The following is a 21,888-nucleotide window of genomic DNA, read 5'->3' as shown; positions in this document are numbered from 1 at the left end:
CTCAGTGTGCGCCGGGTACGACGCCGGCCGCCTCCTCGCGGGCCCGCCGCTCGTCACCGCTGAGGGTGTGCAGCGGCTTCTCCCGGATGAACAGCACCACCACCAGGGCGAGCACCGCGAAGGGGGTGGCCACCAGGAACAGCTCGCCGGTGGCGGTCCCGTACACGTCCTGGATGATCTCGAGCACCGGCCCGGGCAGGGCCGACAGGTCGGGCACCTCGGTGGAGCCCTCCCCGCCCGTAGCGCCGCCGGCCAGCGGGCCGAGCTTCTCCGCGCTGAGCGTGGCCACCCGGTTGGCCAGCACCGCGCCGAGCGCGCTGACGCCGATCGTGCCGCCCATGCTGCGGAAGAAGGTCAGCACGGAGGTGGCGGCGCCCAGCTCGTGCGCAGGCACGTCGTTCTGCGCCGCGAGCACGAGGTTCTGCATGAGCATGCCGACGCCGATGCCGAGCACCGCCATGTAGACGCCGAGCAGCACGGCGCTCGTCTCGGCGTCGATGGTGGCCAGCAGCAGCATGCCGGCGACCATCACGGCGGCGCCGGCCACCAGGTAACGCTTCCAGCGGCCGTACTTGGTGATCAGCTGGCCGGCCACCGTCGACGAGACCAGCAGGCCCATGATCATCGGTAGGCTCATCAGACCCGCCACCGTCGGCGACTTGCCCAGCGAGAGCTGGAAGTACTGCGACAGGAAGACGGTGCCGCCGAACATCGCCACGCCGACCAGGATGCTGGCGACGGTGGTCAGCGAGACCGTCCGGTTGCGGAAGATGTCCAGCGGCACGATCGGCTCCTCGGCGCGGGACTCCACCCAGACGGCCAGCGCAAGCAGGAGGAGTCCGCCGACGACCATCAGCACCGTCCACCAGGAGGCCCAGGCGAACTTGTTGCCGGCCAGCGACGACCAGATCAGCACGGTGGAGACCCCGGAGGTGATGAGCAGCGCGCCGAGCCAGTCGATCTTCACCTTGCGGCGGGTCACCGGCAGGTGCAGGGTGCGCTGGAGCAGGAAGATCGAGAGCAGGGTGAACGGGACGCCGATCAGGAAGCACCAGCGCCAGCCGAGCCAGGAGGTGTCCACCAGCACGCCGCCGATCAGCGGGCCGGCGATGGTGCCGACGCCGAACACCGCGCCGAAGATGCCGGCGTACCGGCCCAGCTCGCGGGGCGGGATCATGGCCGCCATCACGATGGTGGCCAGGGCGGTCATGCCGCCGGCGCCGATGCCCTGCACGACGCGGCTGACCAGCAGCACCTCGACGTTCGGGGTCAGCCCGGCGATCAGCGAGCCGATCACGAACAGGCCCAGGGAGAGCTGGATCAGCAGCTTCTTGCTGTAGAGGTCGGCCATCTTGCCCCACAGCGGCACGGTCGCCGTCATGGCCAGCAGCTCGGTGGTGACGATCCAGGTGTAGACCGTCTGGGTGCCGTTCAGGTCGGCGATGATGCGCGGCAGCGCGTTCGCCACGACCGTGGAGGCGAGGATCGACACGAACATGCCGACCATCAGGCCGGAGAGCGCCTGGAGCACCTCTCGGCGGGACATGCGGCCGGCGCCGACCTCGGGGGTCTTGGCGGGCACGATGACGGACATTGACGCTTCCTCACGGGGTCACGGGCCTTGCCGGGGACCGATTCCCCGGAAGGAGATTGCAGGGTCAGGACGGGTCCGGTTGCGGCAGACCCGCGGCGAGCGCGGCGAACGCCTCGTCGACGAGGTCGGCCAGCTCCGGTTCGTCGGACCGGGTGGCCCACCGGGTCATCGCGACGCGCAGCGCCGCACCGGTCACGGCGGTGACCAGCGCCGGGTAGCCGTGGTCGGGCCCGACCCCGACCCGCGCCGCGACGACCTCGGTGATGGCCCGCTCGGCCTCGGCGTTGCCGGCGACCAGCCGGGGCAGCAACGCCGGATTGCGCGCCACCACCTCCATCCGCAGGCGCCACAGCTCGCGCTCGGTCCGCACCTCGTCGATCACCTCGTCGAGCGCGGTCCGCAGCGCGGTCAGCACCGGCACCTGCGGCGGCACGGCCGCCAGCCGCGCCACCAGCCGCACGGCGTCGCCCGCGTGATCGCCGACCAGCGCCTCGTCCTTGCAGGCGAAGTAGTTGAAGAACGTCCGCGGGGAGACCTCGGCCGCCTCGCTGATCTCCTCCACCGTCACCTGGGCCAGGCCGCGCTCGGCCACCAGGCGGAGGGCGGCCTCCGTCAACGCGGCCCGGGTGAGGCGCTTCTTGCGGTCGCGCCGGCCGGGAGCCGGTCCGGCCGCCTCGATGTGCACGCGGCGACGCTACAAGCGATCTTGCAGTTTCTGCAATAAATATCCGGCGAAGTGACGCGGGCCACTGCCTCGCCGGACGGCACACCGAAACCCGGGCCGGAAGACGGCCCGCCGGCGTCCGGGACGCGAAGCGGCCCGGCTCCGTTCGGGACGCCCGACGGCCCGCCGTCCGGAGAGCGGCCGGCGCCGCCCGGGAAGCCGGCCGGACGAGGCCGACCGGCGCCGCCCGGCGGCGGCCCCGGGCATCGGGCAACCTGCGAGAACACCGACGTGCGGCCGGTCACCAAAATCCAGTCATGACTGTCACTGAGCAAGGAGCCGCAGCCGTCGCGCCGCGGGCGACACCGACCGGGCGGGGACGCGTCGTGCTGCTCGCCACCGCCGCGGGTGTGCTGCTGTCGGTGCTGTGGTCCTACGAACTCGTCGACCACGTCATCGGCGACTCGGTGGCCAACGCGCTGCTCGGCCACGACGCCAAGGCGACCGCGATCGGCGGCACCCTGGCCGGCCTCGTCTTCGCCTTCGTGTCCGGGCTGGCCGGCACGTTCACCGCCTGCAACATCGCCATGGCGGCGTCGATCGGCCCGATGAGCCAGGCGGGAGCGGGCTCGGCGACGAGGACCGGGCTGCGCAGCCTGGTGCGGCCGGTGGCCTGGCTGACGGCCGGCATGGTCGCCGTCGCCGGGGTCTACGGCTTCGTCGGCGTGCTGGTCGGCGAAGGACTGCCCCAGTTGTCCACCGCGACCGTCGGCGGCCTCCCCGTACGCCTGGTCCAGTCCATGGTCGTCTTCGGGGTGATCGGGCTGGCCTTCGTCTACCTGGGCCTGGCCGCCCTGGGGGTGCTGCGGGACCCGTTCGCGAACCGCCCGACGGCCCGGGTGGTGGTGCTCGGCGCCCTCGTCGGCGGCTTCCTGATCGGCCGGCCGTACCCGCTGTTCAACAAGCTCTTCCACTGGGCGGTGGAGACCGGCAACCCGCTCTACGGGGCCGGCGCGTTCGTCCTCCAGTCCCTCGGCAACGTCGCGATCGTCACCGCGCTGTTCGCCCTGATCGTCGTGGTCACCCGGGGCCGGTTCGTGCGCTGGCTGGCGGCGAGCCCACAGCGGACCGCCGCGCTGACCGGCGGGATGCTGATCGCGCTGGGCGTGTTCATGGTCGTCTACTGGGACGTCCGGCTGCCGGCGATGTTCGACTACGGATGGTTCCCGACCATGCCGTACAACAGCAGGTGAGCGATGCCGCGCGGGCCGGCCGCCGCCGGACCCGCGGTGGCGGCCGGCCCGCGCCGCGTCCCGCTACCCGCGCGGGACGTAGGCCGGCAGCACCCCGCCGGCCAGCGCCTGCGCCACGGTCTGGGCGGTGGCGTCGCGCGTCGACAGCCGCCTCGGCCCGGCCGGCCAGGTGATCCCGAGTTCCGGGTCGAGGGGGTTGACGGTGCGTTCGGCCGCCGGGTCGTACGGCGACGAGCAGAGGTACACGACGGTCGCCGGCTCGGTCAGCGCGCAGAACGCGTGGCCGAGCCCGGCGTCGAGGTGGACGGCCCGCCGGTCGACGTCGTCGAGCCGCACCCCCTCCCACCGGCCGAAGGTCGGCGAGCCCACCCGCAGGTCCACCACGACGTCGAGCACGGCACCGGAGACGCAGGTGATGTACTTGTCCTGGCCGGGCGGCACGTCCACCAGGTGGATGCCGCGGATGACCCCCCGTCCCGAGACGGAGACGTTGGACTGCGCCACCGTGAACGGCCGTCCGACCGCCTCGGTGAAGCGGCCCGCCTGGTACCACTCCAGGAACATGCCCCGGTCGTCGTGGTGCTGCTCCGGGGTGACCAGCCACGAACCCTCGATCGTCAACGCCCGGATGTCCACCGTTGCCCTCCTCGCCCGTCGCGGAACCCCGCGGCCGGCCACGGTCGGCCGCCGGGCCAGCGAATCGGAAAACCCGCGCGGCGTCCACCGGCCACGCCGGGCCGCCTACCGTCCATTGTGGACGACGATGGCGGCGCGGAGGGAGCGATGACGCGCCGGGGGCGGCGATGAGCGCGCCGACGCCGAGGCTGCTCGTGACCGGCGCGGGCGGGCTGCTGGGACGCGAGCTGTGCGAGCTCCTCGCCGGCGCGGGGCAGCGGCACACCGCCCTCGACCGGGCCGGTCTCGACATCACCGACGCCGCCGCCGTCCGGCGCGCGGTGCCCGGCCACGACGTGGTCGTCAACGCCGCCGCCTGGACCGACGTCGACGGGGCCGAGTCGGACGAGGCCGGCGCCACGGCGGTGAACGGCACCGGCCCCGCCCACCTGGCCAGGGCCTGCGCGCGCAGCGGGGCGGCCCTGATCCACCTGTCCAGCGACTACGTCTTCTCCGGCGAGACCGAGGCGCCCTGGCCCGAGGACGCCCCGCCGGCGCCGCTGAACGCGTACGGCCGCAGCAAGCTCGCGGGCGAGCGGGCCGTGCGGGACCTGCTTCCCGGCGGCGGCTACGTCGTCCGCACCGGCTGGCTGTACGGCCGCCACGGCCACAACTTCGTCCGCGCCGTGCTGCGCCGGGCCGCCGAGACGGAGTTCGTGGACGTGGTGGACGACCAGCACGGCCAGCCCACCTGGGCGCGGGCGCTCGCCGCCCGCCTGGTGACGCTGGCCGGGCTGGCCGTCGCGGGCCGGGCGCCGGCCGGGATCTACCACGGCACCGCGGCCGGCCGGACCACCTGGTACGGCTTCGCCCGGGCGGTCTTCGCCCTGCACGGGCTCGACCCGGGCCGGGTGCGCCCGACGGAGAGCCGGGCGGTCGCCGCCCGGCCGGCCCGACGCCCACGGATCTCCGTCCTCGGGCACGACGGGTGGGCGCGCGCCGGGCTCGGCCCGCTGCCGCCGTGGCGGGCGATGATCGAGGCGGCCGTGGCCGAGGAGCGGAGCGCGGCCGTGGCCGTGGCCGAGGGGCGGAGCGCAGCCGTGGCCGTGGCCGAGGAGCGGAGCGCAGCCCCGGCCGTGGCCGAGGGGCGGAGCGCGGCCCCGGCCGGCGGCGCGGGCCGCGCGCGACGGAGGCCGGCATGACAGCGACGCGGATCCTCGTCACCGGCGGCGCCGGCTTCATCGGCTCGCACTACGTCCGGACCCTGCTGCGCCCCGCCGGGCCGCGCGGCGTCCGGATCACGGTGCTCGACAAGCTGACGTACGCGGGCAACCTCACCAACCTGCGCCCGGTCGCCGACCACCCCGGCTACCGTTTCGTCCGCGGCGACATCTGCGACAGCCTCCTGGTGGACCGGCTGGTGGCGGAGCACGACCAGGTCGTGCACTTCGCCGCCGAGTCCCACGTCGACCGGTCCATCGCCGACGGCGGCGACTTCGTCCGCACCAACGCGCTCGGCACCTACACGCTGCTGGAGGCGGTCCGGCGGCGGCACGGCGACCGCGCGGTCTTCGTGCACGTCTCGACGGACGAGGTGTACGGCTCGATCGAGCAGGGCACGTGGCCGGAGACCGACCCGGTCCTGCCGAGCTCCCCGTACGCCGCCGCGAAGGCCGCCAGCGACCTGCTCGCCCTCGCCTTCGTCCGTACCCACGGGCTGGACGTGCGGGTGACGCGGTGCGCCAACAACTACGGCCCGCACCAGCACCCGGAGAAGCTGGTGCCGCTGGCGATCACGAACCTGCTGGACGGCGGCGACGTCCCGCTCTACGGCGACGGGCTGCACGTGCGCGACTGGCTGCACGTCGACGACCACGTCCGGGCGCTGGAGCTGGTGCGGACGCGGGGTCGGGGCGGCGAGGTCTACAACATCGGCGGCGGCACGCAGCTGACCAACCGGGAGATGGCCAGGCGTCTGCTGGAGGCGTGCGGCGCCGCCCCGGACCGGATCCGCCACGTCGAGGACCGCAAGGGCCACGACCGGCGCTACGCGGTGGACTGGAGCAAGATCAGGCGCGAGCTCGGGTACGCGCCGCGCCGGAATCTCGGCGACGGGCTCGCCGAGACCGTCGCCTGGTACCGGGCGAACCGCTCCTGGTGGGAGCCGCTGAGACGCCGTCCGCTGTTGCGCAAGCTGGGAGACCGGCCGGAGCGGGCAGCGGGTTAGCCTGGCTGTCCTCGATCGACACCGGACGGGAGGTCCGCGATGGTGTCCGTCGCCTGTCACGGCGGGTTCGCGCCGGACGACGGGCGGGCCGCCGGAGCCGGCGTACCCGCCGAGGCGCCCGAGATCGACGCCCGGCACATGTCGTGGCGGACCGGGACCGACGCCGTGACGTCGCCGCACTCCACCGTGAACAGCTCGGCCAGCCCGGCCGACCCGGACGGTGGGCCGGAACCGCGGTGTCCCCCGCCCGCCCCGGCGACCGACACGGACCCCTGGTGGTGGTGGGGCGGCCCCCGGGACGCCGACGCCGGCGCGGACGTCGGCCCGGCCGACGTCGGATCGGGCGGCCCCGGGCTCATGCCGTAGCCGCGCGCGCCGCCCGGCGACCCGGGCAGCACTGAGCGCGACGGGCGAATTACACCAGTGTCACCATGGGCTCCCCGTACGACGTCGGATGTGATAGTTTTTGCCGAACTGAGAGGAGCCGTCCCGCACGGCCCCGCCAGCGACACTCCGGGATAGCACGCAGCTGCGACGAACGTGATGTCCACATGCGCCCATCGAGGAGACACCGTGCCGGTGCCCTGTCGGGACCGTGCTCTGCCTGGTTCCCCCCTGCCGACAGGCACCGCCGCGCGCGTCCGTACGACCGCCGCGACGATCTGATCCCTCCCGTTGAGATGACCTTCGGCGAGCTGAGTGGGCTTCCCCTGACCGCCCTGGTGACGCGGCCCGTCATCGAGCAGTTCCCCGAGCTGCGACCGGGCGTCGCGCGGTTCGACGCCCCCGCCGGCACGCTGGTGCACCACGCGGTGCACGACGTGCTGGCCCGATACCCCGGGCGCGCCGGGGCGCCGGGCGCGGACGTCGCCCACTCCCGGTCCCGCACGGTGCTCGACTGGGCGGCCGGCCGGTTCCGGGCACTGATCGGGGCGCCGGGCGGCGTCGTGTCGTTCGGCGCCGACATGACGAGCCTGACCGAGGGGTTCGTGCGGTCCGTCGCGCCGACCCTCCGCCCCGGCGACGAGGTGATGTGCACGGCTCTCGACCACGCCGCGAACGTGGACCCGTGGCGCGAGTCCGCCCGGCGGCAGGGCGCCGTCGTCCGGGTCGCGGACCTGTCGCCGGACGGCGAGCTGACCGTCGACGCGGTGACCGAGCAGCTCACCCCGCGTACCCGCTGGGTCGCGGTCACCGCCGGGTCCAACGTCCTGGGCAGCGCACCGGACATCCGGGCGATCTGCGCGGCGGCGCGGTCCACCGGCGCGCGGATCTTCGTCGACGGGGTGCAGGCGCCGGCGCACCGGTTCGTCGACGTCGCCGCGTGGGGCTGCGACGCCTTCGTCACCTCGGCCGACAAGTGGTACGGCCCCCGGTGCGGGCTGCTGTGGAACCGCGACCGACGGCTCGGGTCGACGGTCGCCCGGACCGCCGACCCGGCGGGCGCGGCGCCCGGGCCGGGGATCGAGGTGGTGCTCGCCGCGGGCGTGGCGGCCGAGGTGCTGCTGCACTGGGACCGGGCCGCCGTGTTCCGGCACGGCGAACGCCTCGCCAACCTGCTGGCACGCGGGCTGCGGATGATCGACGGGGTGCGCGTCCTCGGCCGCCCGGACGGCCGGTCCCCGATACCGATCGTCTCCTTCCAGGTCGCCGGCCGGTCCGCCGCCGACGTGGCGGCGATCCTCGCCGAGGAGGGGATCACCGTGGGGCACGGCACCTTCGGCGCGGAGCGGGCGCTGCGGGCCGTCTCCCCCGGCCTGCCCGACTCCCTGCGGGCCGGGGTGGCGCGCTACACCACCCGCGACGACGTGCGGGCGCTGCTCGGCAGCGTCGCGGCGATCGCCGCGCCCCGGTCCTGATCCCGCCCCCGTCGCGCGCCACGAGGCCGTGGCTGCCGGCGTCGTGCCGCTCTCGCAGCTTGCGGAGCCGTCCCGGACGAGCGCGCGAACGTCGTGCCGCTCTCGCAGCTTGCGGAGTCGTCCCGGACGGCCGCGCGGACGTCGTGCCGCTCTCGCAGCTTGCGGAGTCGTCCCGGACGGGCGCGCGGGCGTCGTGCCGCCCCGGCCGGCCGTGCCACGATCGGGCGGTCGGGCACGGCGCGGGGCCGGCCGGAACGGGGAGGCGCCGGTGGACGGGGCGGGGGCGTCGGCGGCACGGCCGTTGGTCCTCGACGGCGGGCTCGGCACCGAGTTGCAGCGCCACGGGCACTCCGTCACCGCTCCCTGGTGGACGGCGCGCTGCCTGCTGGACGCCGAGGGCCGCCGCCTCGTCTCCCGCATCCACGACGGTTACGTCGCGGCGGGGGCGGACGTGCTCACCGCCGACACGTTCCGCACCACCCTGCGGGCGGCGTACCGGGCCGGGGCGGACGACGCCACCGCGGCCCGTCTCGTCCGCACCGCCGTGACGCTGGCCCGCCGGGCCGCCGACGCGGCGGCGGCCGGCCGCCCGGTGCGCGTCGCCGCCTCCGTCGCCCCCGTCGAGGACTGCTACCGGCCCGACCTGGTGCCCGGCGCGGCGGCGCTGCGGCGCGAGCACGGCTGGCTGGCCGAGCAGCTCGCCCGCACCGGCGTCGACCTGGCGCTGGTCGAGACCATGAACACCGTCCGGGAGGCGGTCGCCGCGACCCGGGCGGTACGCGAGCACGGCCTGCCGGCCTGGGTGAGCTTCGTCTGCGCCGGCGACGCGCGCCTGCTGTCCGGCGAGGACCTCCTGGCCGCGGCCGACGCGGTGCGGGCGGCCGGTGCGACGGCGGTCCTGGTCAACTGCACCGATCCCGCCAGGACGGGGCGGGCGCTGCGGCGGCTCCGCGAGGCGGGCCCGGGCCTGCTCGGCGCCTACCCGAACGTGGAGGACCGCAGCGGCGTGCCGCCGGCCACCCCGGTGGACCGCTACCTGCCGCCCCGCCTGACGCCCGACGCCTTCGCCGGCCTCTGGGACGCGTGGCGCCCGCTCGGGCTCGGCCTCGTCGGCGGCTGCTGCGGCACCACCCCGGCGCACATCGCCGCGCTCCGGTCCCGCCTGTCGCCGCGCCCCGGCTGACGTGCCGGCTCAGGCGGGCCGGCGGGCGGCGGTCACGCCCAGCCCGGCCAGCTCGGCCGTCACCCGCTCGCGCAGCACCTCGCGCTCCGCCGGGGACAGCAGCGCGGCGTCGACGCCGATCAGCGTCATGGCGGCGAGCTCGGCGACGGTGAAGCCGTGCCACTCGACGGCGAAGCGGTGCTCGGCGAGCAGGTCGGTGTGGAACATGCTGGGGTCGTCGGTGTTCAGGGTCAACCGCACCCCGGCGTCCCACAGCCGGCGCAGCGGGTGCGCCCCCGGCTCGCGGACCACGCCGGTACGCAGGTTACTGACGGGGCAGACGTCGAGGACCACGCCCCGGTCCCGGAGCACGGCCACCAGGTCCGGGTCCTCGACCGCCCGGATGCCGTGCCCGATGCGCGGCGGGTGGTACGACAGGCAGTCCCAGACGCCCTCGGGCCCCACCGCCTCGCCCGCGTGCGGCACGAAGGGCATGCCCCGGGCCGCCGCCCACCGGACGGCCTCGGCGAACAGCGACGCCGGACGCCCCGGCTCGAACCCGCCGAGCCCGAGCGCCACCACGCCCCGGCCGGCGCCGGCCACCGCCCACTCGGCGATGCGCTGGCACTCCTCCGGGGGGCCGCCCCGGACGTGGTCGACGATGAAGCGCATCGTGACGCCGGTGCGGCGCCGGGCCTGCTCGGCGCCGCGGGCCACGGCGTCCAGCTGCTCGTCGAACGGGATGCCCGCGCCCCGCCAGTGCGTACCGGGGCTGAACGTCACCTCCAGGTGGCGGACGTTCTGCCGGTGGGCCTCGTCCCCGAGTTCCTCGGTGATCAGTTCGAGGTCGACCGGGTCGCGCAGCGCGGCGCAGCACTGTTCGTACAGTTCTGTGAAGTGCCGGAAGTCGCGGAACCGGAACAGCTCCGTCACCGCCGCCTCGTCGAGCCGGCCGAGGTCGAGGCCGTGCCGGCGGGCGACGCGCAGCAGGGTCCCGGGGCGCACCGACCCCTCGAGATGCACGTGCAACTCGACCTTGGGCAGGCGGGCGAGGAGGTCGGCGAGATCCGGCCCGGCCGGTGCGGCGGTCGTCACCGGGCCGATTCTAGGCACGTCGGGGATGGACAAATTGCCACGTATCGACGCCGCCGGAAATTCCCGAGGCAGCAGGGCAATCTGGAAGAGGCGGTCATGTACTATGTCTAAGTAAAGAGGCGTGGCCGAGTCCGCGCTGCGGCATCGAGGAGCGCCGTGAAAGAGCAACGGGACCGTCGGACATACGGCCAGCAATGCGGGCTGGCCTTCGCACTGGACGTGGTGGGTGAACGGTGGACGCTGCTCATCATCCGTGAGCTGCTGGTCCGGCCGCGTCGCTACCGGGACCTGCTGGACGCCCTGCCGGGCATCGGCACCAACCTGCTGGCCGACCGGCTGGCCTTCCTCACCGAGGCCGGCATCATCCAACCGCTCGACGCCGAGCGACGCACCGCCGGCTACGCGCTCACCGAGCTGGGCGAGAAGCTGCGGGAGCCGGTCCTGGTGCTGGCCCGGTTCGGGCTGACCCTGCTCACCGAGCAGCCCGCCCGCACGGGCGCCTCGGTCGTCCGGGCCTCCTGGGCCGTCCTTGCGATCGAGTCCATGGTCGACCCGGCCAGGGCCCTCGCCGACGAGATCTACGAGTTCGACATCGAGGGCGAGGTGTTCCACGTCCGCGTGGCCGACGGCGAGGCCCGCACGGTGCAGGGCACGGCCGGCGCCGACGCGACGCTGCGGGTCGCGACGGACGCCCGGACCTTCTTCGACCTCGGCAGCGGCGCGATCGAGCCGGTCGAGGCCGTGGTCAGCGGAGCGGTCTCCGTCACCGGGCCGCCGGCGGCGCTGCCCCGCTGCCTCTACCTGCTCGGGCTGGGCGGCCGACCGGCCGGCGAGCGGGCGCTCTCGGCGGCGGGCGGCGGGCGGCGCTGACGCTCGCCGCCGGCGGCCGGCACCCCGGCCTGCGCGGGGGCGGGCAGCCCACCGCCCAGCGGGCCCCCGTCGCGCGGGCCGGGAAACCCGCCGCCCAGCGCGGTCAGCGGCTCGGCGACGGCGACCTGGAAGCCGATCCGGCCCCGCAGGGCGTGCCGGCTGCTGATCGCCATCAGCAGGTCGGCCAGCGACTCGAGAGCCGGCGCGCGGTCGATGCCGCCGACGTCCAGCGGAGCGAACCCGAGCCGGCGCACCAGCGCGCTCGCCTCCGCCTTCGCACCCGGATGGTCGCCGGCCAGCGGCACGGTGACGGGGCGTCCGTCGACGACGGGGTCGCCGAGCATGCCGGCCGGCACGGTGTTGAATGCCTTGACGAGGCGCCACCGCGGTAAAAGTTCCGCTAGTAACCGGCCGCCGGATCCGGCGGGTGCGGGCAGTCCGGAGGCTGCCGCCGGGGGGTTTGTCGCATCGATGACCGTGCGGCCTCGGCCGTCGTCGAGCCGGCCGGCCAGGGCCATCTCCACGGCGGCGGCGAACGGCAGCATCAGCACGAGCAGATCGGCGCCGGCGACGACCGCACGGGTCGGGACCGGCCGGATCCCGGGATGCGGGGCGAGGGTGCCGGGCAGCCGCGCGGGGTCGCCGCGACCGGCGATCAGGACCGGGCGCCCGTGCGCCGCAAGCGCCCTGGCCAGGGCGGATCCCATTCTGCCGCGGCCGATGATACCGACGGTCATGGGCGGGTCCGCGTGGCGAGGTGGGGGTACGAACCGTGGGGTACGAGCGTCCGCATCTCTCCGCTCCGGGTCGTGGTCGAGAGCTGCCCGGCCTGCGCCGGACCCGACCGATCGGGGTGCCGCCGGCGACCGCGCCAGTCTCCGGTACCGCTCTTGACGGTCTCTTGACGCCGGGATGAACCCGGCGCGACTACCCACGGCGACAGCTCCGCCTCTTTGTGTATGGAAGTTCTTCACTTAAAGTGGAGGAGCACTGAGCACAGCGCCACGACAGCTGGGGGACGTGTGAGCCGGACCGAGATCGAACCCCGAATTCAGATCCTCGGTCCCGTCCGAGCGACGATTCGCGGCAGGGAGGTCGACCTCGGCCCTCCGAAGCAGCGGGCGGTCCTCGCCCTACTGGCCCTGCGGGCCGGACGACATGTGCCGCTGGACGATCTGATCGCCGCGCTCTGGGCGGGACAGCCACCGACGCGGGCCGCCAACCTCGTACACACCTACGTCGCGCGGCTGCGCCACGCGGTGGAGCCCGACACGCCCCGGCGCCAGCGCACCAACGTCATCGTGTCGGTCCCGGGCGGCTACCGGCTGACCGTCGCCGACGACCAGCTCGACCTGCACGTGTTCCGCGCCGGCGTCCGGAAGGCGTCGGCGCTGCGCGAGAGCGGCGAGCTGGAGAGCGCCTTCGCCCGGTACGGCGAGAGCATCGACCAGTGGCAGGATCCCCAGGTCGGCGACCTGTCCCTGCTGCTGGCCGAGCAGGACGACATCGGTCCGCTGCGGCAGGAGTTCCTGGCCGCCGCGCTCGACTACGTCGCGCTCGGGCTGGAGCTGCGCCGGCCGGACGCGGTGCTGCCGCTGGCCGAGCGGCTGGCCCAGGCGGAGCCGCTCAACGAGCGGGTGCAGGCGCGCGTGCTCCAGGCGCTCACCCACATCGGCCAGCGCGCGTGGGCCATCGAGCGGTACGCCGACGTGCGCACCCGGCTCAAGCTCGACCTGGGTGTCGACCCGGGCCCCGAGCTGATGGCGGCGTACCGCGAGGTGCTCGACGCCCGGCCGGGGATCCACCAGCCGCCGTGGCGGGGGCCTGCGCCGGTGGTCGACGAGCTGATCGGCCGCGCCGGCGACCTCGCGGCGGTCTGCGACCTGCTGCGGGAGTACCGCCTGGTGAGCCTGACCGGCGCGGCCGGCGTCGGCAAGACCGCCCTCGGTCTGGCGGCGGCCGACGAGCTCCGGGAGCGGTTCGCCGACGGCGTGGCGGTGGCCGACCTGGCGACCGTCCGCACCGGGCCGGACCTGACGCGGGCGGTCGAGGTGGCCGTCGACGAGCCGCCGGTCCGGGGCGCCGGCCGCGCCGATGCGCTGGTGCACCGGCTGCACGACCGGAAGCTCCTGCTCGTGCTCGACAACGCCGAGCTGGTCACCGACGAGGCCGCCGACCTGGTGGACGACGTCCTGCGCAACTGTCCCCAGATCACCGTCCTGTTGACCTCGCGGGAGCTGCTCGGGCTGCCCTACGAGGCGGTGTACCCGGTGCGGCCGCTCGACGTGGACGCGGAGCCGGCCCACCTGGCCGCGCAGCCCGCCCTGCAGCTGTTCGCCCGGCGGGCGGCCCAGGTCAGGCCCGGGTTTCGGCTCACCGAGTCCAACGTCGAGGCGGTGGCGTCGGTGTGCCGGGCCCTCGACGGGCTGCCGCTGGCCATCGAGCTCGCGGCGGCCTGCCTGCGTACGCAGCGGCTGGAGGCGCTGGTGGACGGGGTGGGGGACCCGCTGCGCCGGATCCAGCCGCCCCGCCGGGGCGTGCCCAGCCACCACCGCTCGCTGCACGCCGCCGTGCACCGCAGCATCGAGCTGCTGGATCCGGCCGAGCAGCGCTGCTTCACCGCGCTCGGCGCGATGCCGGCCGCGTTCTGCCTGGAGGCCGCGGCCGTCGCCGACAAGGCGATCGCCGGCGAGCCGCGTACGGTGCAGATGCTGCTGGAGCGGCTGGTGGACAAGTCGGTCCTGGAGGTGCGGCACAGCCCGTCGGGCCGGCGTTACCGGATGCTCGGCACCGTGCACGCCCTGGCCCGGCAGCTCCTGCGCGAGCACGGCGTGGACGGCGAGCCGCCGTCGGTCGGGTGCACCTGCGGTTGCCACACGGGTCGCTGAGGGACGGGACAACCGTCAATTCTTGCTATATGATTCTCTAGTAGATTTGCCCGGTCGACGAGCGGGAGATCCCACATGGACCAGCGCCACCTGCTCATGCACCAGGCGATGCTCGGCGACCGGCGACGCATCGAGTCCTACGACCGGGCGCTGGCCACGGTCGTCCACGAGGACACGGTCGTCGCCGACGTCGGCGCCGGCACCCTGGCGCTCACCGCGCTGGCGCTGCGCCACGGCGCCGCCCACGTCTACGCCGTCGAGGCCGACCCGCAGGTCGCCGCCGTCGCCGACCGGATCATCAAGGCCAACGACTGGGACGACCGGGTGACCCTCGTCGTCGGGGACGCCCGCCTCGCCCGCCTGCCCCGGCAGGTCGACGTGACCGTCTGCGAGCTGATGGGCAACCTCGGGCCCGAGGAGGACATGGCCCGCATCCTGCGCGCGTTCAACCGACGCAACCTGCGGCCCGGCGGGACGGTCGTGCCGGAACGGGTGGTCACCCGGCTCGCCGCCGTGCAGTTCGACGACGAGGGCTGGGGCATCTGGAACGACGACTTCCTCGGCATGCGGCTGGACGTGGTGCAGGAGCTGGTCGAGCCGTCGGCGCACCTGCACTTCCTCAGCCGGGAACCGGTCCTGCTCGGCGAGCCGGCCGTCCTGGTGGACACCGGTCGCGGCGACACCGGCCTGCGGACGGCCAGGCCGCTGACCCTGCCGCTGGACCGGGACGGCACGCTGCACGCCGTCCTCGGCTACTTCGCCGCGACCCTCGCGCCAGGCGTGGAGCTGTCCAACATGCCCTCCTACCTGGGCTGCAACTGGGCGGTCTTCGTCTGGCCGCTGCGGCACACACGGGTCGCCGCCGGCGACACCGTGCACGTGCGCCCCCGGCGTCCGGAGGGTCCCGCCGCGCGGGACGTGACCCGGTGGCGCCTCGACTGTCACCTCGACCGGGCGGACAAGCGATGATCATCTACACCGCGGCGTCGGTGCACGACCTCTCCGTCGACGCCGACCAGCTCGCCGGCCTCACCTGGTCCGGACACGCGCTCTGGTACGCCGACCAGGGCCGCGGGCAGGCCACCTGCCTCGACCCGCGCACCGGTGCCCCCGGGCAGACCCTGCCCTGCCCCGGGCTCACGGCCGGCCTGACCACGCTCGGCGGGCACCTGCTCTACGCCGCCGAGGGCGCGCTGCGGCTGTGCGACGCGCAGAGCGGCGACATCCTCCGGGACGTGCCGAGCCCCCGACCGGGCGTGCCCATCTGCGGCATGGAGGCGGGCAAGGACGGCATCTGGCTGGGCTGGCCCGACGCGCTGGAGCTGCGACACGCCTCGGACCTACGGCTCCTGGCCACCGTTCCCGCGCCGCTGGGGATCACCGGGGTGACCGTGACCGACCGGTACGTCGCCCACACCGACCGGCTCGGCGAGGCGATCACCGTCTTCGACCTCCGGGCCGGGCGGAACGTGCTCCAGATCCATGTCGACGGCCGGCCCACCAGCCTGACCTGGGACGGTCTGCGCCTGTGGTACGCCGACGCCGCCAACCTGCGCCTGCGGGCGCTGGACGTGCCGGGGCTCTCCGCGACAACCGCCTGACCCGGCCTGCTGACCCCCTCGGCAGAAAGGCGCACGATGGTTCCGTCCAAGTTCATCCTCGCCCTCTCCCCCCTCGGCTCGGCGGCCCTGCGCGCCGCCCCGCCCTCCGGATCCCGCCGCCCCCCGCTCGCCACCGGCGGGGCGGGGCTGGGCGCACGGGCGGTCGTCATCGGCTCGGTGGCGACCGCCTCCCTCGCGGCGGGGCTCGCCGCGGCCGCCACCACGGCGCTGCGGCACGGCCGGGCGGCGGGCCGGCGCCGCTTCGCCCGGGAGGTCGCACGGACGGTCGCCCGGCTCGGCCCGACGTTCATCAAGGCGGCGCAGGTCCTCGGCACCCGCCGCGACGTCGTGCCCGCGCTGCTCTGCGACGAGCTGTCGATGCTGCAGGACGACGTGCCGCCCATGAACGCCGCGCAGAGCCGGGCCGCGCTGCGCGAGGTGTACGGCGACCAACTGCACACCGTGTTCGCCTCCGTCGAGGAGACGCCGGTGGCCAGCGGCAGCATCGCCTGCGTCTACCGGGCGACCCTGACCGACGGCGCGACGGTCGCGGTGAAGCTGCGGCGGCCCGGCATCGGCCCCCAGATGACCGCCGACCTCGGCCTGCTGCGCCGGGGCGCCGCGCTGGTCGCCAGGCTGCCGATGTTCCGCGGCGTGCCGGTCCGCGAGGTGGTGGACAACCTCTGCGAGTCGGTGCTGGGCCAGCTCGACCTGGGCCGGGAGGGGAGCGACCTGGACCGGCTGCGGGAGGACCTGGGCTCCATCCCCCGCGTGCGGGTGCCCCGGGTGCACGCCTCGGCGAGCCGGCCGGCCGCCATCGTCATGGACTTCATCCCCGACCTGGCCGTCGACACCGGCGCCCGGTGCCCCCGCGCCATGCGCCGGACGTTCGCGGCGTCGACCCTGACCGTGGTCTACCAGATGCTGTTCATCAACGGCTTCGTCCACTGCGACCTGCACCCCGGCAACCTCTACTTCACCCGCGGCGGGCAGGTGGTGGTGCTGGACGCGGGCTTCAGCGTCCAACTGTCGGACAAGATGCGCGAGCTCTTCGCGGACTTCTTCCTCAACATGTCGATCGGTCGGGGCGACCGCTGCGCCGGCATCGTGCTGGAGAGCGCCCTCGCCGTGGCGGACGACGCGAACGTGCCCGCCTTCACCGAGGGCGTGCAGGACCTGGTGGCCCGCAGCTACCGGCTGCCCGCCAAGGAGTTCAGCCTCATCGCCTTCGCGGGCGAGTTGTTCGACCTGCAGCGTCGCCACGGGGTGGCCGCGTCTCCGGAGCTGGTGTTCCCGCTGCTGTCGCTGCTCGTGGTGGAGGGCACGGTGCGTTCGCTGGATCCCGACATCGACTTCCAGGAGACGGCGAAGCCGGTGCTCAACCGGGCGCTGTTCGGCATCCGCTGAGCGCGGACGGCCCGACGTCGAGGCCGGGCGCGGGCCGGTTCCGGATCCGCGGGCCCGAGGTCGCCGGCGGGCCGGTTCGCGGTCCCGAACCCGAGGACGCCGGCGGGCTCGGCCCGGTGGTGCCCGGCCCGCCGGCGACCCTTCAGTAGCCGACCGCGAAGTGGCGCTCCGCGCCCGGGTTCTCCAGCTCGTCGACGACGGCGACGGCGAGGTCCTCCGCCGAGATCCGCGACGAGCCGTCCGCCGCCACGACGAGCGAGGTGGTGTCCCGCCGGTACGTGCCGGTGCGGGTGCCGGGCTCCAGCAGCGCGGGCGGGCTCACGTAGACCCAGTCGGCGGGGTGGGCCCGGCAGGCGTCCAACTGCGCGATGCTGGCGGCGGCGATGGCGCGTACGAACGGGGGCACGTACCGGGGGTCGTCGAACACGAGCCCGCCGGACGGGCCTCGCAGGGGCGCGGAACCGCCGATCAGCAGGGCGCGGGTTCCGGCCGAGGCGGCGGCGTCGAGCAGCGCCGTGGTGGTCGCGGTGACGGTGTCCTCCGCGCCCGGGGCGGGGCGGGTGGCGCCCACGATCGCGTCGGCGCCGGCGAACAGGCTGGTCATGTGCTCGACGTCCGTGGCGTCGCCGGGCACGACGGTCGCCTCCTTCGGCAGGGTGTCCGGTCGTGGGCCGCGAAGGACGGCGGTGACGTGGTGACCTCGGCCGAGGGCCTCGGTGACGACGCGGGAGCCCGCCATACCGGCGGCGCCGACGACGGTGATCTTCATCGGGTGGTGGTCCTTTCCTGGTGGGACTTCGGGGTGACCTGGCTCGCGAGGATCGCCGCGAGGGCGAGGGCGAAGCCGAGCAGCTGGAGCGGGCCGAGCACCTGGCCGAGCAGTACGGCACCCAGCACCGCGGCGACCATCGGCGACAGCAGGGTGAGGACGGCGACGGAGGTGACCGGCAGCGTGGTGATGCCGCGGAACCAGAGGATGTAGGCGATCAGGCCGCCGGGCAGGCCGAGCCAGAGGTAGCCGAGCACGGCGCTCGCGTCGGTGGCCGGCGGCGCGCCCTCGAGGAGGAACGTCACCGGCACCAGGAACAGGCCCCCCGCGGCGAGCTGCCAGCCCGCGAACGCCGTCGGGCCGACACCGTCGGGGCGGCCCCAACGCTTCGTGAGCGTCACGCCGAGCGCCATCGCGCCGGCCCCGCCGAGACCCGCCAGGACCCCGACCACGTCGAACCCGGCGTCGGGGCCGAGGACCACGAGCCCGACGCCCACCGCGCCCACGACCCCCCAGGCGAGGCTCCAGGCCGACGGGCTCTGGCGCAGCACCGGTGCGGCGAGCAGGGCCACGACCAGGGGCTGCGCCGCGGCCAGGGTGGCGGCCACCCCGCCGGGCAGCCGTTCCGCGGCGACGAAGAGCAGCGGCAGGAACACGCCGATGTTGAGCAGGCCGAGCGCCGCCGCCTTCGGCCACCAGGCGCCACGCGGCAGCGTACGGGTGATCGCCAGCGCGACCAGGCCGGCGGGCAGCGCGCGTACGAGCCCCGCGAACAGCGGGTGGCCCGGGGGCAGGAGTTCGGTGGTGACCACGTACGTCGTGCCCCACACCACGGGCGCGAACGCCGTCGTGGCGGTGCCCGTGAGGCGGGCCGGGAGCGGTGATGTTCCCAGGTTCTTCACGGGATCCAGCGTCGCCGCACGTGATCAATGAGTCCAACACATGTTCGTCACCTGATCCATCGTGAGTCACGATGGATCGATGGAGCTTCAGCAGATGCGGTACGTCGTCGCCGTCGCGGAGACGAACAGCTTCACCCGGGCCGCCGAGCGGTGCCTCGTCGTCCAGTCCGCCCTCAGCCACCAGATCGCCCGCCTGGAGCGGGAACTCGGCGCCCGGCTCTTCGACCGGACGAGCCGCCGGGTGCGGTTGACCCCGGCGGGCGCGGCGTTCCTCCCGGCGGCCCGGCAGTGCCTCGACGCCGCTGAACGCGCCGCCGCGGAGGTGGCCTCGGCCGTCGGCGAGATCCGCGGGCGACTCACCGTCGGCGTGATCCCGACCGTCGCGGCGGTCGACATCCCGGCGGCCCTGCACGCCTTCCACCGGCGGCATCCGCATGTCCGCGTCGGCCTGCGGGTCGGCGCGAGCGAGCAGCTGGTCGAGCAGGTCAGGGAGGGCGGGATCGAGATGGCCTTCCTCGGCCTGCCCGTGACGGCCCGGCCCGAGGGGGTCAGCGCCCGCCGGTTGGCCCACGACCGGCTGGTCGCCGTCGTCGCGCCCGACCATCCGCTCGCCGGGGAGGCCGAGGTCGACCTCGCCCGGCTCGCCGCCGAGGCGTTCGTGGACCTGCCCGCGGGGACGGCCGGACGCGCCCAGTCCGACCAGGCCTTCGCCGCCGCCGGCGTCCGCCGCGAGGTCGCCTTCGAGGTGACCACCGTCGACGTCATGATGATCCGGATCGTCCGGCAGAACCTCGCCGTCGCCCTGCTTCCGTCGAACTACGCGCCGCACCTCGCGGGCGTGGTCACGGTGCCGGTGCGCGACGCCCCCGTCCGGGTGGAGCACCTCGTCTGGAACCGCTTCACCCTCACCCCGGCAGCGACGGCGTTCCTCGCCGAACTGGACCTCCCTGCGGTCCCCGAGGCGGACGGGCCGTGACCATCGCGCCCGCGCCACCGCCGGTCGCGGCAACGGCCCGAGCACGCGCCGCAGGCCGCACGCGGCCACGACCCGAGCACACGCGAGCCGCACCCGGCCACGGCCCGAGCACGCGCCGCAGGCCGGTCGCGTCCGCGACCGGCCCGCCACGCCGTCGGGCCGGTCAGCCCGCCGGGGCCGCCCCTACCAACGGGCCGCCCCGGCGGCCACGGCGTCCGCCCGCGCCCGGGGCCAGTCCGCCACGATCAGCGGTACGAGCCGCAGCTCCGCGGTGGCCGACCGGTCGAAGCGACGCCACAGCGCCAGCGCCGTGCCCGGATCCATGGCTCGCAGCGCCTCCCGGGCCACCTCGGCCGGGTCGCCGGAGCGGCCGCCGGAGGGCCACATCCGGTGCAGCAGGTCGCGGCCGGCGTCGCCGGCCCAGGCCGGCACCCACTCGTGCAGCACGAGGTCGACGCCCGGCTCCCCGGAGGCGGCCAGCGGGACGGGCACGAGGGTGATGCCGTACCGCGCCGACACCGCGACGAGCGCGGCGGCCACCGCGCCCGCCCGGGAGCCCGCCGGGACGCCCAGGGTCAGCCGGGTCCCCTCCGCGAGCCCGGCGTCGGCGAGGAGGCGTCTGGCCCGCTCCGGGTCGCCGGTGTCGGGCGTGCCGTCGGCGTCGCGTTCGGACGCCGGGTGTCCCGGCTGCAGGACGCCGTGCTGGGTGGCGGCGCCGTCGGCCCCGGCATCGCACGCCGCCTCGGCGAGCGCCGCGCGGTCCAGCGCCCAGGACAGCGCGTGCCGGACGGCGAAGGTCTCGGCCGCCCCGCCGGCGCCGGCCGAGAGGTAGTAGCTGCACCCGGTGGCCGCGAACCGGGCCGGTGGCGGCGGCACCGACCAGGACAGCACCCCGAAGCCCGCCGCCGGGTCGGTCGGCTGGCCGTCCGCCGCCGCGACGACCTCGATGCGTCGTGCGGTGCGGCGGCGTACGGGGTCGGTGCCCGGATCCCACCGGGGGTTGGGCTCCAGGACGAGGTCACCGCCCGGGGACAGCCGCTTGGCGATGCGGTACGGCCCGGCGGAGGGCGTGCAGCGGTACAGCTCCGGGCTCTCGGGCACGTAGTAGTCGTACTCCCGGGGTGCCGCCGCGGTGTATCCCGTGGCGAGCAGGTCGGCGAGGTCGTTGGCCGGCGCGGTGAGGCCCAGGACGACGGTGTCCCCCTCGGCGCGCAGCCCCGGGATCCGGGTGCTCTGCTGGAACTGGGCGAACGCGGGGGCGTGCGCCTCCCAGTGCCCGAGCGCCTCGTCGTACGCCCGGTAGTAGTCCGCCATGCCCTCGATGATTTCGCCGAGGTACGGGCGCATCGACCGGGCGAGGGGGTGGGCGGTGCGCTTGAGGCCGCGGACGACGTCGGCGGCGGTCAGCTCGCGGGCGGCCTGGGCGTCCCACCGGATGCCGCCGCGCAGCCGGACGCGCCAGGTGCGCCCGTCGGCGCTGATGCCCCCGTTGCCGACGGTGGGCAGTTCGACGGCCGCGTCCGCCACCGGCCGGGCCGACGGGTCGGTGGTGGTGGGGATCGCGAAGAGCTGCCGGGTGAGCAGGCGGAGGATTTGCCCGGTGCCGACGTGTTCCGGAGCCGGCTCGTCGGGCAGCCCACCGTCCACCGGGCCCACGAAGCGGAGCGTCTGCGCCCCCGTCGGCGTGTCGGTGACGGCCTCGTGTTCGCGTACGCCGGTCATGCCGTCACCGCCCCGGCCTCGGGGAGCGGCCCGGCCGCCGGCTTGTCGGCGCCGCGGAACACGAGCTTGGACTTGTCGGTGTTGTTGGGGTCGCCTTCGCAGTCGACGACGACGATCTGGCCGGGGGTCAGTTCGTTGAACAGGATCCGCTCGGACAGGTTGTCCTCGATGTCACGCTGGATCGTGCGACGCAGCGGACGGGCACCGAGGACCGGGTCGAAGCCCTTCGTCGCCAGGTACTTCTTGGCGTTGTCGGTCAACTCCAGACCCATGTCCTTGTTCCG

Annotated in this window: 20 protein-coding genes and 1 pseudogene; 12 read left to right on the top strand and 9 right to left on the bottom strand. The window is 75.0% G+C overall.

Features of this window, described 5'->3' with window-relative positions:
• Position 1 precedes the first annotated feature (1 nt).
• Complete coding sequence (locus ACWENR_RS16050) at positions 2-1,594, bottom strand: MDR family MFS transporter (protein ID WP_452277758.1); 1,593 nt, start codon at positions 1,592-1,594, stop codon at positions 2-4.
• Between the two features lie 64 nt (positions 1,595-1,658).
• Complete coding sequence (locus ACWENR_RS16045; protein WP_452277757.1) at positions 1,659-2,279, bottom strand: acyl-CoA-like ligand-binding transcription factor; 621 nt, start codon at positions 2,277-2,279, stop codon at positions 1,659-1,661.
• Positions 2,280-2,575: 296 nt separating this feature from the next.
• On the opposite strand from ACWENR_RS16045, the gene ACWENR_RS16040 reads away from it, so the two are divergent.
• The gene (locus ACWENR_RS16040; RefSeq protein WP_452277756.1) at positions 2,576-3,511 is read left to right on the top strand and encodes a hypothetical protein; all 936 of its coding nucleotides are present in this window, start codon (positions 2,576-2,578) and stop codon (positions 3,509-3,511) included.
• Positions 3,512-3,574: 63 nt separating this feature from the next.
• On the opposite strand, the gene ACWENR_RS16035 is transcribed toward ACWENR_RS16040, so the two are convergent.
• A complete protein-coding gene (locus ACWENR_RS16035) occupies positions 3,575-4,147 on the bottom strand; it encodes a dTDP-4-dehydrorhamnose 3,5-epimerase family protein (protein ID WP_452277755.1) in 573 nt (190 codons plus the stop codon).
• A gap of 167 nt (positions 4,148-4,314) precedes the next feature.
• Here ACWENR_RS16035 and rfbD point away from each other — a divergent pair, with 167 nt between their 5' ends.
• The 5 genes from rfbD (at position 4,315) to ACWENR_RS16010 (ending at position 9,395) form a co-directional block, all read left to right on the top strand.
• Entirely contained in the window at positions 4,315-5,328 is a 1,014-nt protein-coding gene (rfbD, locus tag ACWENR_RS16030) for a dTDP-4-dehydrorhamnose reductase (RefSeq protein WP_452277754.1), read from the top strand.
• On the top strand, positions 5,325-6,353 hold the full coding sequence (rfbB, locus tag ACWENR_RS16025) for a dTDP-glucose 4,6-dehydratase (protein ID WP_452277753.1): 1,029 nt from the start codon (positions 5,325-5,327) through the stop codon (positions 6,351-6,353). The genes rfbD and rfbB overlap by 4 nt, the downstream gene beginning before the upstream one ends.
• Before the next feature lie 39 nt (positions 6,354-6,392).
• A complete protein-coding gene (locus tag ACWENR_RS16020) occupies positions 6,393-6,719 on the top strand; it encodes a hypothetical protein (protein ID WP_452277752.1) in 327 nt (108 codons plus the stop codon).
• Between the two features lie 314 nt (positions 6,720-7,033).
• Positions 7,034-8,212: an aminotransferase class V-fold PLP-dependent enzyme gene (locus ACWENR_RS16015; protein ID WP_452277751.1), complete on the top strand. Its 1,179-nt coding sequence runs from the start codon at positions 7,034-7,036 to the stop codon at positions 8,210-8,212.
• A 268-nt stretch (positions 8,213-8,480) separates the two neighbouring features.
• Positions 8,481-9,395, top strand: coding sequence for a homocysteine S-methyltransferase family protein (locus tag ACWENR_RS16010; RefSeq protein ID WP_452277750.1), 915 nt, complete (start codon positions 8,481-8,483; stop codon positions 9,393-9,395).
• Between the two features lie 9 nt (positions 9,396-9,404).
• On the opposite strand, the gene add is transcribed toward ACWENR_RS16010, so the two are convergent.
• On the bottom strand, positions 9,405-10,469 hold the full coding sequence (gene add / locus ACWENR_RS16005) for an adenosine deaminase (protein ID WP_452277749.1): 1,065 nt from the start codon (positions 10,467-10,469) through the stop codon (positions 9,405-9,407).
• Positions 10,470-10,625: 156 nt separating this feature from the next.
• Between add and ACWENR_RS16000 the strand changes: the two genes are divergently transcribed.
• A complete protein-coding gene (locus ACWENR_RS16000) occupies positions 10,626-11,339 on the top strand; it encodes a winged helix-turn-helix transcriptional regulator (protein WP_452277748.1) in 714 nt (237 codons plus the stop codon).
• Here ACWENR_RS16000 and ACWENR_RS15995 read toward each other — a convergent pair.
• Entirely contained in the window at positions 11,267-12,076 is an 810-nt protein-coding gene (locus tag ACWENR_RS15995) for an NADPH-dependent F420 reductase (protein ID WP_452277747.1), read from the bottom strand. The two genes, ACWENR_RS16000 and ACWENR_RS15995, sit on opposite strands and share 73 nt — an antisense overlap.
• 285 nt (positions 12,077-12,361) lie before the next feature.
• On the opposite strand from ACWENR_RS15995, the gene ACWENR_RS15990 reads away from it, so the two are divergent.
• The 4 genes from ACWENR_RS15990 to ACWENR_RS15975 all read left to right on the top strand — a co-directional run bounded on the left by ACWENR_RS15990 (position 12,362) and on the right by ACWENR_RS15975 (position 17,235).
• Positions 12,362-14,227 carry a BTAD domain-containing putative transcriptional regulator gene (locus tag ACWENR_RS15990; RefSeq protein ID WP_452277746.1) on the top strand — a complete coding sequence of 622 codons (1,866 nt, stop codon included), beginning with the start codon at positions 12,362-12,364 and terminating at the stop codon, positions 14,225-14,227.
• A 75-nt stretch (positions 14,228-14,302) separates the two neighbouring features.
• Positions 14,303-15,196 (top strand): methyltransferase domain-containing protein, encoded by an 894-nt coding sequence (locus ACWENR_RS15985; RefSeq protein ID WP_452277745.1) that lies wholly within the window; start codon positions 14,303-14,305, stop codon positions 15,194-15,196.
• Positions 15,193-15,828: a hypothetical protein gene (locus ACWENR_RS15980; protein ID WP_452277744.1), complete on the top strand. Its 636-nt coding sequence runs from the start codon at positions 15,193-15,195 to the stop codon at positions 15,826-15,828. Before ACWENR_RS15985 ends, ACWENR_RS15980 begins: the two co-directional genes overlap by 4 nt.
• A 36-nt stretch (positions 15,829-15,864) precedes the next feature.
• Entirely contained in the window at positions 15,865-17,235 is a 1,371-nt protein-coding gene (locus ACWENR_RS15975; RefSeq protein WP_452277743.1) for an ABC1 kinase family protein, read from the top strand.
• 142 nt (positions 17,236-17,377) lie between these two features.
• Here ACWENR_RS15975 and ACWENR_RS15970 read toward each other — a convergent pair whose 3' ends face one another.
• The gene (locus ACWENR_RS15970) at positions 17,378-18,004 is read right to left on the bottom strand and encodes an NAD(P)-dependent oxidoreductase (protein ID WP_452277742.1); all 627 of its coding nucleotides are present in this window, start codon (positions 18,002-18,004) and stop codon (positions 17,378-17,380) included.
• Complete coding sequence (locus tag ACWENR_RS15965) at positions 18,001-18,906, bottom strand: EamA family transporter (protein WP_452277741.1); 906 nt, start codon at positions 18,904-18,906, stop codon at positions 18,001-18,003. Before ACWENR_RS15965 ends, ACWENR_RS15970 begins: the two co-directional genes overlap by 4 nt.
• A gap of 79 nt (positions 18,907-18,985) precedes the next feature.
• Here ACWENR_RS15965 and ACWENR_RS15960 point away from each other — a divergent pair, with 79 nt between their 5' ends.
• Positions 18,986-19,882 carry a LysR family transcriptional regulator gene (locus ACWENR_RS15960; protein WP_452277740.1) on the top strand — a complete coding sequence of 299 codons (897 nt, stop codon included), beginning with the start codon at positions 18,986-18,988 and terminating at the stop codon, positions 19,880-19,882.
• Positions 19,883-20,065: 183 nt separating this feature from the next.
• Here ACWENR_RS15960 and ACWENR_RS15955 read toward each other — a convergent pair whose 3' ends face one another.
• Positions 20,066-21,604 (bottom strand): ABC transporter substrate-binding protein, encoded by a 1,539-nt coding sequence (locus ACWENR_RS15955; RefSeq protein WP_452277739.1) that lies wholly within the window; start codon positions 21,602-21,604, stop codon positions 20,066-20,068.
• Positions 21,601-21,888 (bottom strand): annotated as a pseudogene (locus tag ACWENR_RS15950) (ATP-dependent Clp protease ATP-binding subunit ClpC); the annotation flags it as partial. The gene ACWENR_RS15955 and the pseudogene ACWENR_RS15950, both read right to left, overlap by 4 nt.

This window comes from Micromonospora sp. NPDC004336 (genome assembly GCF_053602615.1).
The sequence above is the reverse complement of the archived record's forward strand: the minus strand, read 5'-3'. Positions and strand labels throughout refer to the sequence as shown.

Bases quoted from the DNA above. Each gene is read 5' to 3' on its own strand.
- ACWENR_RS16050 (WP_452277758.1), bottom strand. From the start codon at position 1,594: ATGTCCGTCATCGTGCCCGCCAAGACCCCCGAGGTCGGCGCCGGCCGC.
- ACWENR_RS16040 (WP_452277756.1), top strand. From the start codon at position 2,576: ATGACTGTCACTGAGCAAGGAGCCGCAGCCGTCGCGCCGCGGGCGACA.
- rfbD (WP_452277754.1), top strand. From the start codon at position 4,315: ATGAGCGCGCCGACGCCGAGGCTGCTCGTGACCGGCGCGGGCGGGCTG.
- rfbB (WP_452277753.1), top strand. From the start codon at position 5,325: ATGACAGCGACGCGGATCCTCGTCACCGGCGGCGCCGGCTTCATCGGC.
- ACWENR_RS16020 (WP_452277752.1), top strand. From the start codon at position 6,393: ATGGTGTCCGTCGCCTGTCACGGCGGGTTCGCGCCGGACGACGGGCGG.
- ACWENR_RS16015 (WP_452277751.1), top strand. From the start codon at position 7,034: ATGACCTTCGGCGAGCTGAGTGGGCTTCCCCTGACCGCCCTGGTGACG.
- ACWENR_RS15995 (WP_452277747.1), bottom strand. From the start codon at position 12,076: ATGACCGTCGGTATCATCGGCCGCGGCAGAATGGGATCCGCCCTGGCC.
- ACWENR_RS15985 (WP_452277745.1), top strand. From the start codon at position 14,303: ATGGACCAGCGCCACCTGCTCATGCACCAGGCGATGCTCGGCGACCGG.
- ACWENR_RS15980 (WP_452277744.1), top strand. From the start codon at position 15,193: ATGATCATCTACACCGCGGCGTCGGTGCACGACCTCTCCGTCGACGCC.
- ACWENR_RS15975 (WP_452277743.1), top strand. From the start codon at position 15,865: ATGGTTCCGTCCAAGTTCATCCTCGCCCTCTCCCCCCTCGGCTCGGCG.
- ACWENR_RS15970 (WP_452277742.1), bottom strand. From the start codon at position 18,004: ATGAAGATCACCGTCGTCGGCGCCGCCGGTATGGCGGGCTCCCGCGTC.
- ACWENR_RS15960 (WP_452277740.1), top strand. From the start codon at position 18,986: ATGGAGCTTCAGCAGATGCGGTACGTCGTCGCCGTCGCGGAGACGAAC.
- ACWENR_RS15955 (WP_452277739.1), bottom strand. From the start codon at position 21,604: ATGACCGGCGTACGCGAACACGAGGCCGTCACCGACACGCCGACGGGG.